Consider the following 13,466-nt stretch of genomic DNA (forward strand, 5'->3'; position numbering starts at 1 on the left):
AGAACATTTGCATCACGGTAATGAAATGGCCCGGCACAGTGAACCACTATATCAGAATTAGCGATCGCCTCCCGCAACTTATCCACCTCTGCTAAATCCAACACCTGCAAAGGGAAATCAGCACCCTGAACTGTCCCAGGGGAACGCCCAGTGATTGTAATTTTGGCTTGTGTATGGGTAGCTATATCTTGGGCAACACTGCGACCAATGCGCCCCCGTCCTCCCAGAATTAAAACGCGGTCTGTCATCACTCCTGTAGGCAACGATAACTCTATTTGACCAGCTTTTGGTGACATTGACATCAGTTACAAGTAAGACTTTGGTCAATAGTCAATGGTCAATAGTCATTAGTCATTAGTCATTAGTCAATAGTCATTAACAAATAATACTTCTCCCTTGTCTCCCTTGTCTTCCTTGTCTCCCCTGCCCCTGCCCCCTGCACCCCTGCTTCCCCTACACCCCTAACTAAAACACTCTCCCCAAGAAATCAATTATTTCCTTCCAAGCTGACGTAGAAGCGGCTGGGTCGTAGCGATAGCCGTCGTCGCGCATGAATGTATGTTCTGCTTCATACATATATACTTGATGCCGAGTTTTAGCTTGTTCTAGGGATGTAATTAAGGTTTTCCGGTCTGTTTCTGGGATGTGGGGGTCGAGAGTACCTAAAATTAATAACATTTCGCCTGTAATTTTACTTACTCTATGAATACTATCAGCGATTCCTTTACCTAATTTACCGCTAGGAATACCTGTAGGGTAGCAGCAGACAGAGGCTTTAATTTCACTAGCGAAGGCGGCTCTAAAGGCTAAATGACCACCGATGCAAAAGCCGAGAGTACCGATTTTATTGGAGTCAACTGCGCTATCTGTCTTGAGGAAGTCAATCATAGCATGGCAATCTGCATCATATTCTGCGATCGCAGTCCGCCTTGCAGCATCATTCCCCCGCATTCTCCCCAAGTCGTCCGGTTCGATGACTGTCCCAATAGGCTCAATACGGTGAAAAATCTCCGGTGCTGCTACCACATAACCAAACCCAGCTAAGTAGTTAACTAACCGCAACATCGCACCACCCAACTGGTAGATATCACTGTAAAACAAAATCCCAGGGTAAACACCTGCGGGTTTTGGTGTAGCTACATAAACCCGCATCAAACTATCGTCCACCCGCAATTCCACATTCCGCTTAGTAATCTGCATTGGTTTCGCTCCATCTCAGGCTTTCACTAGCTTTTACAAGACTTAACCCGAAAATCGGGATTTTAACAACAGCCACGAAATTAGAGCTATTTGCTTCCTGTTTTATTCATCACTTTAATTTATCCTTTTAACAAAAAAGAGTATTTGCTCCTATTGTGGGAAAGACGTAAATTAAAAGTCATCGAAGCGAACACAACCGTAATTAACTAAAAGGTGCAGTATGAAGTCTACCAAAAATACATTATCAAATCGACATCAAATTATCAAAAACCATCCAGACACATCCACAGAAGAATTAACTCGTGGACAACATCTAGCTGATAAATTAGCCAGTCATGTAGGTTCTTGGAAATTTCTCATTTGTCAAAGTGCAGTTTTAGCGGGATGGGTAGGAATAAACTTAACACCAGGAGTTCCCCATTGGGATGAATCACCATTTATTCTGCTCAATTTAGTATTTTCATTTGCTTCTGCTTACACAGCACCTATTGTATTAATGAGTCAAAATCGCCAATCTGATACAGACCGCAGAAATGCAGAAATTGACCACCAAGTAAACCTGAAAGCTAGTCAAAATATCGAATTACTACACCAAAAATTAGATGAATTACACTCTCAAAAGCTCAATGAGTTAACTCAAATCATCAAAGACCAGCAACAAGTAATTAATGAATTGAGAGTAACTCTTATTCCTGCTGCTAAAGATAGCCAGGAAATGAAGGTTACTATATTACCTGGGTTACATTTGCAAACTAATCACAAATTTCCTCAAAAAAGCACTAATCATAAACCTTTTATCATTGACAAAACAGTTGTTAACAATCACAAAGTTGTAGAAAAACTGACTCGTAACCAATAACTCAGATATAAATTGCTGTTGTGATTCCCTCTACAAACAATAGCCAAGCTGATGAAAACATCAACAGATGAGAAAAATTAAACTCCAAAAAAGTTGTCACTCAGTCCCTAGTCCCTTCAATCTCAGCAGCTACAACCTTCCTATGGAACAGGAAATGCTACATCTAAACGCTTCATTCAGTAGTAATTTCCCCAGTATTTGCAGACATAGACTTGCACTCCTTGACATCATCCCCATTAAAAAAATCAGAAGAACTAGAAATGAACGAATTTATTACTAATCTTTCCACAGGTATCACAGCTTTTACCGCCACCAATCTTGATGATTTAGTCATTCTGACACTATTATTCTCACAGGTGAATAAAACTTTCCAGCATCGACATATTGTCATCGGTCAGTATTTGGGTTTCTGTACTTTAGTGATTGCTAGTTTAGTCGGTTTTTTGGGAGGTTTAATCTTACCATCACAATGGATGGGACTTTTAGGTTTAGTTCCAATCATCATTGGCTTAAATCGTTGGCTGAATGCAGATAGCGATGACTCTGAGGAGACGGAATCGGAAATAAAATTATCTCATAGTTCTAGTTTTGCGAGTTTTTTATCTCCTCAAGCTTATAGTGTGGCAGCTATTACTATTGCTAACGGTAGTGATAATGTGGGCATTTATATGCCATTATTTGCCCATAGTTCCGTGACGGATTTACTAGTAATAATTGGTGTGTTTTTATGCTTAGTCGGTGTGTGGTGTTATTTGACTTATAAACTCACTTGTCAAAGTGCGATCGCTAATTTACTGGCACGCTATGGTAATCATCTGGTTCCCTTTGTCTTGATAGGTTTGGGCGTATTTATTATCTTAGACAGTTCTTCTCTAACTCCTCTTGGTTTGACAGTTACTTGTATATGTCTCATGGGACTGATCAAAGTAATTCAAACTTCTAAGTTCAAAACGCAAAGTTTGTAACTGTTAACAGTATGAAAGTTATTTCTCTTTCTGTAATTTTTGTAGTGCTGGGAATCAATTTCTTACTTTCCGTTCCCGCTTTGGCAGACACAAATATGTCTGTAGCTAATAACTTTGAAATTGGACAAAAAGTTATGTGGCTTTATAAAAATCGTCCTGATGCTGTTAATGTGCAGAAAATTCCGGCTGAAGTAGTAAAGTTAAGCCCTAAAAAAGTGCAAATTAAAGTCCGCAGAAACAATGAATTTATTAATCGTTGGGTAAGTCCTAAAAAGCTGGAAATTTTCCCCCATATTCAACAATTGCCATCAGTATAAATCAGAGAAAGTCTCATAACTACTCACATCAAGGAGAAAAATATGCAGTTCATCAAAATTATACTTATAGCTCTAGCATTAATTGTTAACTTCACAATTTCTCAACCTGCTTGGGCTAGCAAGGACTTTACCAAAGGGGCTGATTATACGGAAGTTACTCAAGAAATTAATCAACTTTTGAGTGTCCAAAATACGCCAGAACAAACTGGTTATACATCTGAGCAATTACAAGCCAGACTAGCACAATTGCAAGCTCAAAAATCTGTCATGGAAACTGCCAAAAAACGAGCGCAGTGTCTGAATGAAACTGGTAAAACTCTAGGCGTTTATGCCAACAAAGGCAAAAAATCTCCAACGCAACTTTATTATTTAGCCGCAGGTCAAATTACAGATGATGATTGGGATTGTGATGGTATATACTTACCCGCAGGTTCTCAAGTGGTTTTAAATCCAAATGCTCCAGTTGAAGAACTAACTGAACCAATTGCTGTTAAGTTTGTAGATGGTACACAATCAATCGCTCAGACTAATCCCACTACAGGCGCAATTGAATTTAATCTGACACCTGCAAAAGTCTTCAAAACTGGTGAAACTAATTGGGTACTACCTACTTTATCTCAAGCCGAAATTGATACACAAGTTCCTAGTAAACAACTAATTGACTGATACTTGTATCTAGCGATCGCACAACCTCTTACTGTACCAAATCATACCTCACCCTTCTGAATTAGGAAGGGTTTTTTGTCAAAATAGTAATTTAATTAGATTTTTCAACTTATTTATAAAGCTAAATAATCTTCTACCAATTCTCTAAAATTAAGCAACAGATGCAAAGCTCCATATTCAATTTAGGGTAATTCCAATAAATAAAATACCCAATATATAAGAATAATTAACTTTTGTAATTAAGACTACATCTTCCCAAAAAAGGCATAATTCCTTTTTTATATTTAGAAAACACTAAGTAACACTAAAATATCACCAAAACTAGCTCATGCCAGTAATTGCACCTATCTTAGAACAAACTATAGGAAAAATTCGCTTTTGCGTTGATGATGTCAAAAAAACGCAAAAACAATTACCTACTGAAAACTTCAAATTACGGTTGGAGAAGCATTTAGAAAAGCAAATGCTGTCATTCAGCCATAATGATACGTTTGAAGTAATTCAAGATCAAGGTACTCATTCTTTGGCATTTGCTGTTCATGCGGCTTTTAGTAAACATCACCCATTATTATTAACACCTGATATCATTTGGATCACCTTAGCGCAAGGATTTGCTCAACATATCAACAATCATGCAGAAACTTTGCGTTCGCGTTTTGTTCGTCATCAAAGCAAGCAAGAACTGATAGTTGAAACCTTACAAATCCCCCAGCAATCCCAGCATTGGAGTGAAGCAGTCCAAAATTGGGCATTATTGATCCGCGATCATGTAGGCTCTGATCTGTATCGATTGCTGGAATGTAACTTCAGCACTACGACACCCATCACTCGCACAGCCAGTCAAATCGTGATGATGAATACCTTCCAAAAGTATTTTAACTACGCAATGACTTGTATATGCGGCATTCCTGAGATTACACTGCTGGGTACTGTAGAAGATTGGCAAAGTATTGGCGATCGCATCCAAGTCATGGCTAAGTATGACTTAGACTGGTGGACTGCTCGCTTAATGCCAATCTGTCAAGAGTTTGTAGAAACTGCTTCAGGTAGACCATCTCTCTTATTTTGGCGCAGTATCTACAAGCCTCAAGCTGTTTATGGCGGGGAACTAATTACTGGCTGGTTGAGCGATTTGTTTCCTTATATTAAACATTCAGTAACTAAAGCTCCCTCAGTTAGAAATCCTGTTCTGGAAATAGATCTCTGCTCCTTACCTAACAGTTCATCATCCTCCGAACAACCATTTAGCTACGAAACTCACGGTATTAGTGCGAAGAGCTTGCCTTTAGGAATCTCTAAAGCTCCATTTCGTCTGCAATTAGCAGACTCGAAAGAATATTCTTTAGAATTAATCGCTGGTTTCATCGGCGTTCGTCAAGATTCTCAATCGCAAACTTTACAACCTGAGATTGGTTGGGCAGTGTGCGAACATAACAACGATTTTGCACAATTACTCGACAAAGTTCAACAGCAGCACCTCACACAACCGCCAATTAACTGGACTGACTTTCATAAAATTTTTGATAGCTTCTCAGAGACAGTTTCTAAAGAACATATTGAAATGCTAGAGCGGTTCGATGGCGCGACACTCTACGCCAATAGCGGTCATTTTTGGCAAATTCCTCAATATAGTTTGCATAAGATTTATAAAATTTCCCAACCAAATTCTTTTAACTGTTATGTAACTCATCTAATGGATCTTGAAGATGGTCGCTGTATTGCTTACTTTTGTGATACGCTCAAGAGCGAATGTCGCATAATTTTGGGACAGCCCATTTTAGATAGTAATCAGCTTCAAGCTCCTGTAATTATTGCTAATAGTATTCCAGAACTTTTTGAGCGCATATTTCAAGCTCAGGGTCATTACTACTTTGATGATTCTAACTTTGAGGTTATCCAATTCAAATATGAATTAGAGCCTTGGCCCGAAGAATAGAAGTAGTAACATCTGCTCTAAATAAATTTGAGGATTCCATCCAGCCAAGAACAGTTGTTTTTTGCCCACTTACTTACATCTAATTTTTCATGTAATTTATATAAAGCTGAATTAAAATATTTGCGTTATCAATTCAGGATATATTAAGGAACATGATGTCATTTCCTATTGGAACTATCGTCATATTAGCTACCACTTTTTATCAGGCGATCGCTAGCTTAAGAGAAAATCGACAACCGCCGCCAGGACAACTAATTGATGTGGGTGGGTATCGCTTACACTATTACACGGAGGGAAAGTCTAGCCCCACCGTAATCTTAGAACACAGTTTAGGTGGAATTGAAGGTTATTTGCTTGTACAAGAAATAGCCAAACTATCACGAGTTTGTATATATGATCGTGCTGGATATGGTTGGAGTGATCATAGTCCCCATCCACGCACTAGTCAGCAAATTGTTACAGAATTAGATTCTCTTCTCACACAAGCGGGAATTGAGCCACCTTATATTCTTGTAGGTAATTCCTTTGGTAGTTATAACGTCCGGTTATATGCCCATTATTTTCCCGAAAAAGTAATCGGGATGATACTTACTGATGGACTCCATGAAACCGGAATGTTAAAGATGTCCATCTATTTACAAGCTTTAAAATTATTTTTTGCTTCGGGTTTCTTCATGTCAATTTTAGGGTCAATATTTGGCATTATCCGATTACTCAAATTAATTGGTACTTTTGAAATTATTAAACCAGAATTAACTAAATTTCCTCAAGTAGAACTAAACCGAATTAAGCGTTCTTTCTGCCGTCCTAAACACTGGATTACCATGAGTCGAGAACTCTTGAACCTAGATAATAGCAGTCGCCAACTTCAGTTAACTAGTCAGTTTCAATCCCTACCTATAGTGAGTATTAAAGCCCATACTTTTTTTCAAACATCCCTTTGGACTCTGCTTTTACCTATAAAAGCAGCTAATCAGTTACGAGAACAAATGCACACAAGAATAATCAATTTATCCCCAGATTGTGTACAAATTGATGCTAATAAAAGTAGTCATTTTGTCTGGATTGATCAGCCTGAGTTAATCTTAGATGCTATTAAAATAATTTTAGAAAAGGTTAGTCATAGTAGTTCCTCATAGGTTGCACTCTGCTACACCAACAGAATTCGGATTTAGACATTAATCAGAAGTATTTTTGACCAGAACTCAGCTTAAATCCAATTACCAACTAACACATAGGCAGCCCAATAACCAGGGCGACTATAATTAGGATAATTTGTTAATAGTTTGACTTGAGCGCGACGTAAAGCTTCAGCTTTAGTGACTTTACTATTGATTAACTCACTATAAAATTCACCAATTAAAATAGCAGTAGATTGATCATTAATGTGCCAGAGGGAAGCGAGTGTACTATGTGCGCCTGCTTTAACTGCTGCACCAGCTAATCCTAATGTAGCACGATTGTCACCTGTGGCAGTTTGACAAGCACTCAAAACTAATAATTCTAGAATTTGTGTGTTAGTTTCACTCTGAGAACGCAGTAAGTTATCGAATTGTAAAACATTGATAGAACCATCACTAGCTAAAATAAAAGTATTTTCTGGACGAGAACTAAATTGTCCGTGAGTTGCTAAATGTAAGACATTAAAAGGAACAGTATTAACGTTTTTTTCGAGAGTGGAACTGGTAAAGTCTTGATCTAGTAATTTTTTGGTAGATGCTCCTGTTTGAGCTATCAGGTCAAATTCTAACTTGATTCCTGGTAAGGGTGGGAATGTGGGAAATTGTGGTGGTGGTTGTACTAAACCAGCCGCCAGTATACTCACAGGTTTTTGTGCTAAAGGTTTGTTTGCTAATAGCTGAAGCCCTAAACTTAAAGCCACAGCATATTTTTCCACTAAATATTTTTCACCGTCGTATAAAGCAGCTAGGGGTATATTTCGGAATGCTCCATCTAATACGAATACTAGAGTATTAACTTGACTGGTGGCTAAATTAGAGGCAATAGGTTGAATTAACCAGTTATAGACTTCGTGTGATAGGGTTTGGACTTCCTCTGTTCTATCTGGTTCTAAAATATATTCTTGTAGTTGTGCTAAAGTCTGTTCAATTTCTGCCTGGGATTTGTTAATTGTAAAATGGCGTAGTGGTTGTTGAGGAATTTTCACAATTACTTGCAATCTTTTTGGCAGAATAATGGGATACAGTATGGCAGTATTGGGATTTTCTTGATCTACTATTTGATCTAAAATTACCTTCTGTCCTTGTAAACAGGCTTCGCGCAAAAAGTTATCTAGTTCTGCTAACTGTAACGCCTCAATGCGGTTTCTGGCTTTCTCTAATGTGGGAATATCAGGTTTGTCTCCAGAATTTTCTAGTAGTAAAGCCACCGACTCACGATAAACTGGCTCAACATTGTCGCGGAAATTAAACTGAATATCTTGATTGAGTGTGACTAAATCAGTACGCAATGAATTTAATGTTTCTATAGTTGCATCATAAGCTGCGATCGCTCCTGTAAAATTACCTTGGGCTTTGAATAATCTACCTAATTGCCATTGCCATAAATAACTAATTTCTGGGGCTTTGCTAGTTTGTGCCAATATCAAAGCCTGTTGTGTGAGGTTAATAGCTTCAGGGATCTGTTGTGTTGTTTCATACAAGCTACCAAGATTACCTAAAGCATAGGCTTCAGCGCGGATATCTTCTATACTCCGGGCTTGTTGTACAACTTTAGCCAGGAGTTGAGCGATTTGGGATGTGGGAGTATTTAAACTACCTAAACTGTGCGCCAAGTTAATACGGGCATAAATTGAAGGGCGCGACGGTGGAAGTTGTGAAAGTAAAGATTGGATTTCAGGAATTAAATCTTGTGCGGCTGTAAGTTGTTTATCTGCAATTAATAAATTGAGATGATTCAGTCTAGCTTTAACTTTTGTTAGGGTTGCAGGTGAAATATTAAATGCTTGTTGATAAAATGCGATCGCCTGAGAATTTTTTTGTTGTATACGCGCGTTGTTACCTAAACTGAGAAGAGTTAAAGCAATATTCTCTGGAGATTTCAGCCGTTGATAAATTGCTAAACTTGCTTCTAAAGCTAGACGAGATTTTTCTAATTCTCCCACATTTTCCCAGCTATCACCCAAAGACAGTAAAACATCTGCCTTTGCTAAAGAATCATCTTGAGATTTGAGAGTTTGGTTTACCTGTTCTAATTGCTTAATAGCTTGCTGATTAAAACCTTGATGGCGTAATGCCTGAGCTTGATAAAGTCGTGCTAAGGCTATACCATTGTGATCGCCTAGTTGAGTGTAAATATCTTCAGTCTGTTTCCAAGTTGTGAGAGCTAATTCTGGCTTACCTGTGAGGAGATATAAGCGTCCTTGAATATCTAGAGTTTGTGCTAAAACTGCTAAATTCTGACTTTTATTTTTTTGTAACTCCAAGCTTTTAGTCATAGCTAATTGTGCTTGCTGCCAATCACCAAGTTGTTGATAAGCCAATGATAAATTACTCAAAGCCACAGCTTGTTTTAAACTATCTCCCTGGCGTTGATATCCTTGAGCTGCCTGCTGTAATATTTGCACAGCCTCAGCAAATCTCCCACTTTCATATAATTTTTGACTCTCAACAATATTTGATTGTGAATCTTGATTGATAATTGTCTTTTGAGGAATATTTGCGAAGGCTGGAGTTACTAAAACACATATTAATATAGTGCTTAATACCAGCAACCAAAAATTAAAAAATTTCTTCTTCATTACTACCATTTCCTGACAAGTATTGGTGTAGGGGTATAGGGGTGAGAGTGTGGGGATAGTATTTTCCTGTACTTTACTCTGTTTCTCAATCCCCAGTCCCCAGTCCCCAACTAAAAACGCAAAATTTCGCGCTCATAGTCTAGCGGTAAAGGCGTAACCTCCCAAACTAAACTTTCACCAGCTTCTAACATCACTTCTACAGATAATTCTTCTCTAGGAATTGTCGCGGTATCTTCATTGTGAGGAAATGGTTGTAAGTCTTCTGTGAGTAATCTGAGTTGAAAGCCTACAGGAATGAGATTGTCTGAATTTGTCGGGTGTAATTCAAACCGCCAAATGTTTTCATCAGGATTACCTTGAGAAATAACTCGTAACTCATAAGTATTACCAGCTACTAATATTTGTCGAGATAACCCCAAAAGAGAAACTTGACTTTCTGCACTCCGCATACCGGAAGACGCAGCTAAAAACTGTCGTCGTTCCCAGCCTAATTGTTGAGCAAAATTTGCTACACCTGCTTGTAACCATTGCCCTACGGATGCTGATTCTACAACTCCTTGACGCAATTCATACAAACGTTGTCGCCAACCGCCATGAGTGATTAATGCTCCCCAAAGTTGAAAGGGAACTTCTAAACGCGGAAATTTGATATCTGCGTGACTTAATCTTTGCAGTAAATTGTCTGCTTGGGTTTGGGGTAAGGGTGGTAAAGGTGCAACCGACACGCGCGTGATTTCTTCAGGAGACAATTGGCGAGTTACCCAGAGTACATTCAAATCGGAAATGAGCTGATCAGATTCTAAACTGTAAGTGCGATCGCCTGCATCATAAACTCCTAAACTTTTCACTTGTTGATGGGTTGTGTAACCAGAAACCCGCATCCAGCCTTCCTCAGAATTTAACTGCACAGCCAAATAATAATCAGCTACCCATTCAGGAATATCTACCCATTCTTGAGGTACACGCAATTCATCCCCATCCATTGCTAAGGTAGGAATTAATACCAAGCGCGAGTTATCAAAATTCACAGCCGTACCGTTAACCACTTCCCAAATACTCGGTACAGTAGCAGTGTTGGGATGAACTCTCGCATGGGGTGTAACTTCCCCTTGCAACCAGTCTAAAAATGTAGTTAAACAAACTTGATTAACCCAAGCACGCTGACAAGCACCAGGTGTAGAGTAATTCTGCTCTAGATTTGGTGATGTCTGAACCACTTCTAGAACCAAGTCATTATCAACAGCGAAACCCACAGCATGATCAAACATAATCTCAAGAGGTTCTATAGTAATTGGTAAGCCATTCATCTAGACTTTTGCTGACGGCATCGACTACGACAGATGTCGGCGAAATATGCAAATTATCCTGACTCCACTGCGTTAGTGTAGTGAGTAATGAGCGTTTAATGCTACTTAGGCGACGAGAGACTGAATATTGCTTAATTTCTAACTTTTCGGCAATTTGTTGTTGAGTCAGATTTTGCTGATAATAAGCTTGGAGTAATTGTTGAGCCTGAATATCCAAACCTGCCATAGCATCCATCAACACTTGGTTTAATTGTGTTTGTTGTGTTTGTCTAGTTCTAGCTTCCTCTTGGGCGATAATTTCCGTAATTAATGATGTTGGTAAATCTGCGGGTAATGTATCTAATAAATTACCTGATTCCTGCCCAGAAATAGGAGCATCTACAGACACAAATTTGGGGTAAAGAAACTCTCGTACAGCTTTGGCGCAGGTACTCAACCATTTTTCCAACGTTTCGGGAGTTAGTTGACTCAAGCTTTGTCTGTTGTAAAGTTGAGTGATGGCTTGCCATGTTACATTATCTGGTTTTCCTAGCTGACGGATAGTTTGATTGTCACTGGTGTAGAGTTCCTTAAAACATTCCCAAGCTAGGACGTAATTATTGATAATTTGACTATTAAAACCAGCATGATTTAAGGAATTTACCAACCGCTTGCGGCTAATCTTATGCAGTAAAGCCCAGTCAGTGCAGATATCTGCTTCCTTTCCCACACGTAGGGAATCTTTCAGAAAACGCTCAAAGGCAAATTCTGCATAGCTTTTTAAGCTTGTACTATATTCAGGATTAAAATTTTTGAGAATTTTATGAATGCAGGAAATCGCTATCTGAAAACAATCAGCAATAGAAAATTGACTCGAAAAATTTAAGGCTATTTTTCTCGCCACCCAATAACATACCTCTTGCAAATAAGCGGAAATATGCCCTACTGCTAAAGGACTGGCTTCTATTTCCCAGATTTTGTACCAGTACAGCACCCAAAAGTTATCCGATGTCTGTTGTGGATGTTGTTCTAAGCATTTTTTGATACTTCGGTTTAGTTTGCTATCAGTCACCCAAACACTGAACCTATCTGCATCGAACTGCACAAAGGTGGAGAATATTTCTATAATACCCTGTCGGGGTTGCATAAAATTTTTTAAGTATAGAAAATTAAAAGATTACGAGTTTCTACTTGATTGTAATATAGCATTCCAAGCAGACATTTCTTACATTTAAAGATTTTCTTATTACGTGCATAAAGACATAAAGCGATCGTAGAGAGACAAAGAACGACTTAAGTACAGGTCAACTCCTGAAAGCCAAAGTCTGTTTCTGAAAATTATTGCAAACATCAAAGGAGGAGAATCATGTCTAATAATGACATTATTCGCGCTTGGAAAAATGAAGAATATCGTAACAGTTTGAGTGCAGAACAGCTTTCTCAATTACCTCAAAATCCTGCCGGGATGATTGAACTGCCTAATGAAGTCACACAAACACTTGCTGGTGGAGCATTCACTAAAGCCACTGTATGTTGTATACCCACACGTGCTGCTTTTACTTGTGGACGTATTTGCGATCTAGGTTATGAACACAGTGTTAACTAAGAAGGAAAGTTAGTTTAATTGCACAAAATCTTCTCAGCCACTGCATAAACACTCAAAGCCATCGTAGAGAAGACAGAAAGACCAAAGTACAGTTAATACTTCAAACTAAGGTTTATTTCCCACAATAATTGTCAAACATCAAAGGAGAAAAATCATGTCTAATTTTGACATTATCGCGCTTGGAAAGATGAAGAATATCGCAACAGTTTGAGTGATGAACAACGTTCTCAATTACCTGAAAATCCCGCCGGGATGATTGAACTGCCTAATGAAGTCACACAAACACTTGCTGGAGCGGAATTACTGACGGTTTTTATTTGTAAAGGAACGCCAGGGATTACTAAAGGTATTTTATGTACTGGAAGACTTCTTTGCAGCTTTGCATCTAACACAAAAGTAAGGCTACAGTTATACGAAAAAAAGTATTCACACAATTTTCTTAGTGTAGCCAAAGATGGATTGAGCCTTTTTATTATCCAATTTTACACTCTGGAGACTAAATACTCAAAACCATCTTATCAACTAAAAGATGAACAAAACACAATCAATTTCCGAAAATAATTACAACCATCAAAGGAGAAAAATCATGTCTAACTTTGACATTATCCGCGCTTGGAAAGATGAAGACTATCGTAATAGCTTGAGTGATGAACAACGTTCTCAATTACCTGAAAATCCTGCCGGGATGATTGAACTGCCTAATGAAGTCACACAAACCCTTGCTGGTGGCGGAATTACTGACGGTTTTATTTGTAAAGGGACACCAGGAATTACTAAAGGTATTTTATGTACTGGAAGACTTCTTTGCAGCTTCGCATCTTAACACAAAAGTAAGACTACAGTGAAATTGTCAAAATTATTCTCACAATTT

14 protein-coding genes are annotated in these 13,466 nt (G+C 38.4%); 9 read left to right on the forward strand and 5 right to left on the reverse strand.

The features are described 5' to 3' along the window. Both CV014_RS25390 and CV014_RS25395 read right to left on the reverse strand, forming a co-directional pair. Nucleotides 1–248: saccharopine dehydrogenase NADP-binding domain-containing protein (locus tag CV014_RS25390; RefSeq protein WP_236144565.1), on the reverse strand; the 248-nt coding region annotated here is incomplete at its 3' end. Between the two features lie 217 nt (nucleotides 249–465). Beyond that, nucleotides 466–1,200 (reverse strand): dienelactone hydrolase family protein, encoded by a 735-nt coding sequence (locus CV014_RS25395; protein WP_236144554.1) that lies wholly within the window; start codon nucleotides 1,198–1,200, stop codon nucleotides 466–468. Between the two features lie 220 nt (nucleotides 1,201–1,420). Here CV014_RS25395 and CV014_RS25400 point away from each other — a divergent pair, with 220 nt between their 5' ends. The 6 genes from CV014_RS25400 (at nucleotide 1,421) to CV014_RS25425 (ending at nucleotide 7,082) form a co-directional block, all read left to right on the forward strand. Further along, nucleotides 1,421–2,059, forward strand: coding sequence for a DUF1003 domain-containing protein (locus tag CV014_RS25400; RefSeq protein WP_236144555.1), 639 nt, complete (start codon nucleotides 1,421–1,423; stop codon nucleotides 2,057–2,059). 260 nt (nucleotides 2,060–2,319) lie between these two features. Then, nucleotides 2,320–3,024, forward strand: coding sequence for a cadmium resistance transporter (locus CV014_RS25405; RefSeq protein WP_236144556.1), 705 nt, complete (start codon nucleotides 2,320–2,322; stop codon nucleotides 3,022–3,024). Between the two features lie 11 nt (nucleotides 3,025–3,035). Next, entirely contained in the window at nucleotides 3,036–3,341 is a 306-nt protein-coding gene (locus CV014_RS25410; protein WP_236144557.1) for a hypothetical protein, read from the forward strand. A 42-nt stretch (nucleotides 3,342–3,383) separates the two neighbouring features. Continuing rightward, nucleotides 3,384–4,007: a hypothetical protein gene (locus tag CV014_RS25415; RefSeq protein ID WP_236144558.1), complete on the forward strand. Its 624-nt coding sequence runs from the start codon at nucleotides 3,384–3,386 to the stop codon at nucleotides 4,005–4,007. A 328-nt stretch (nucleotides 4,008–4,335) separates the two neighbouring features. After that, entirely contained in the window at nucleotides 4,336–5,943 is a 1,608-nt protein-coding gene (locus CV014_RS25420; RefSeq protein WP_236144559.1) for a DUF4419 domain-containing protein, read from the forward strand. A 155-nt stretch (nucleotides 5,944–6,098) separates the two neighbouring features. Beyond that, nucleotides 6,099–7,082, forward strand: a complete 984-nt coding sequence (locus CV014_RS25425) for an alpha/beta fold hydrolase (RefSeq protein WP_236144566.1) — start codon at nucleotides 6,099–6,101, stop codon at nucleotides 7,080–7,082. Nucleotides 7,083–7,153: 71 nt separating this feature from the next. Here the strand turns inward: CV014_RS25425 and CV014_RS25430 are convergent, their stop codons facing one another. The 3 genes from CV014_RS25430 to CV014_RS25440 form a co-directional block, all read right to left on the reverse strand. Further along, complete coding sequence (locus CV014_RS25430) at nucleotides 7,154–9,703, reverse strand: CHAT domain-containing protein (protein ID WP_442946945.1); 2,550 nt, start codon at nucleotides 9,701–9,703, stop codon at nucleotides 7,154–7,156. 110 nt (nucleotides 9,704–9,813) lie between these two features. Beyond that, the gene (locus CV014_RS25435; RefSeq protein ID WP_236144567.1) at nucleotides 9,814–10,971 is read right to left on the reverse strand and encodes a DUF1822 family protein; all 1,158 of its coding nucleotides are present in this window, start codon (nucleotides 10,969–10,971) and stop codon (nucleotides 9,814–9,816) included. A 4-nt stretch (nucleotides 10,972–10,975) separates the two neighbouring features. Beyond that, a complete protein-coding gene (locus tag CV014_RS25440; protein WP_236144561.1) occupies nucleotides 10,976–12,136 on the reverse strand; it encodes a sigma-70 family RNA polymerase sigma factor in 1,161 nt (386 codons plus the stop codon). A gap of 219 nt (nucleotides 12,137–12,355) precedes the next feature. On the opposite strand from CV014_RS25440, the gene CV014_RS25445 reads away from it, so the two are divergent. The 3 genes from CV014_RS25445 to CV014_RS25455 all read left to right on the forward strand — a co-directional run bounded on the left by CV014_RS25445 (nucleotide 12,356) and on the right by CV014_RS25455 (nucleotide 13,418). Then, nucleotides 12,356–12,595 carry a mersacidin/lichenicidin family type 2 lantibiotic gene (locus CV014_RS25445; RefSeq protein ID WP_236144562.1) on the forward strand — a complete coding sequence of 80 codons (240 nt, stop codon included), beginning with the start codon at nucleotides 12,356–12,358 and terminating at the stop codon, nucleotides 12,593–12,595. Nucleotides 12,596–12,802: 207 nt separating this feature from the next. Then, nucleotides 12,803–13,156 (forward strand): mersacidin/lichenicidin family type 2 lantibiotic, encoded by a 354-nt coding sequence (locus CV014_RS25450; RefSeq protein ID WP_236144563.1) that lies wholly within the window; start codon nucleotides 12,803–12,805, stop codon nucleotides 13,154–13,156. A 25-nt stretch (nucleotides 13,157–13,181) separates the two neighbouring features. Further along, a complete protein-coding gene (locus CV014_RS25455; RefSeq protein WP_236144564.1) occupies nucleotides 13,182–13,418 on the forward strand; it encodes a mersacidin/lichenicidin family type 2 lantibiotic in 237 nt (78 codons plus the stop codon). The last annotated feature ends 48 nt before the right edge of the window (nucleotides 13,419–13,466 follow it).

Origin of the sequence: Nostoc sp. CMAA1605, assembly GCF_021596505.1 — a bacterium.
In the GTDB taxonomy this organism is placed as follows: Bacteria; Cyanobacteriota; Cyanobacteriia; order Cyanobacteriales; family Nostocaceae; genus Trichormus.

What these genes read in the sequence shown, in the direction of transcription:
- CV014_RS25395 (WP_236144554.1), bottom strand. Translation starts at nt 1,200, where the DNA reads ATGCAGATTACTAAGCGGAATGTGGAATTGCGGGTGGACGATAGTTTG.
- CV014_RS25400 (WP_236144555.1), top strand. Translation starts at nt 1,421, where the DNA reads ATGAAGTCTACCAAAAATACATTATCAAATCGACATCAAATTATCAAA.
- CV014_RS25405 (WP_236144556.1), top strand. Translation starts at nt 2,320, where the DNA reads ATGAACGAATTTATTACTAATCTTTCCACAGGTATCACAGCTTTTACC.
- CV014_RS25410 (WP_236144557.1), top strand. Translation starts at nt 3,036, where the DNA reads ATGAAAGTTATTTCTCTTTCTGTAATTTTTGTAGTGCTGGGAATCAAT.
- CV014_RS25415 (WP_236144558.1), top strand. Translation starts at nt 3,384, where the DNA reads ATGCAGTTCATCAAAATTATACTTATAGCTCTAGCATTAATTGTTAAC.
- CV014_RS25420 (WP_236144559.1), top strand. Translation starts at nt 4,336, where the DNA reads ATGCCAGTAATTGCACCTATCTTAGAACAAACTATAGGAAAAATTCGC.
- CV014_RS25425 (WP_236144566.1), top strand. Translation starts at nt 6,099, where the DNA reads ATGTCATTTCCTATTGGAACTATCGTCATATTAGCTACCACTTTTTAT.
- CV014_RS25430 (WP_442946945.1), bottom strand. Translation starts at nt 9,703, where the DNA reads ATGAAGAAGAAATTTTTTAATTTTTGGTTGCTGGTATTAAGCACTATA.
- CV014_RS25435 (WP_236144567.1), bottom strand. Translation starts at nt 10,971, where the DNA reads ATGTTTGATCATGCTGTGGGTTTCGCTGTTGATAATGACTTGGTTCTA.
- CV014_RS25440 (WP_236144561.1), bottom strand. Translation starts at nt 12,136, where the DNA reads ATGCAACCCCGACAGGGTATTATAGAAATATTCTCCACCTTTGTGCAG.
- CV014_RS25445 (WP_236144562.1), top strand. Translation starts at nt 12,356, where the DNA reads ATGTCTAATAATGACATTATTCGCGCTTGGAAAAATGAAGAATATCGT.
- CV014_RS25455 (WP_236144564.1), top strand. Translation starts at nt 13,182, where the DNA reads ATGTCTAACTTTGACATTATCCGCGCTTGGAAAGATGAAGACTATCGT.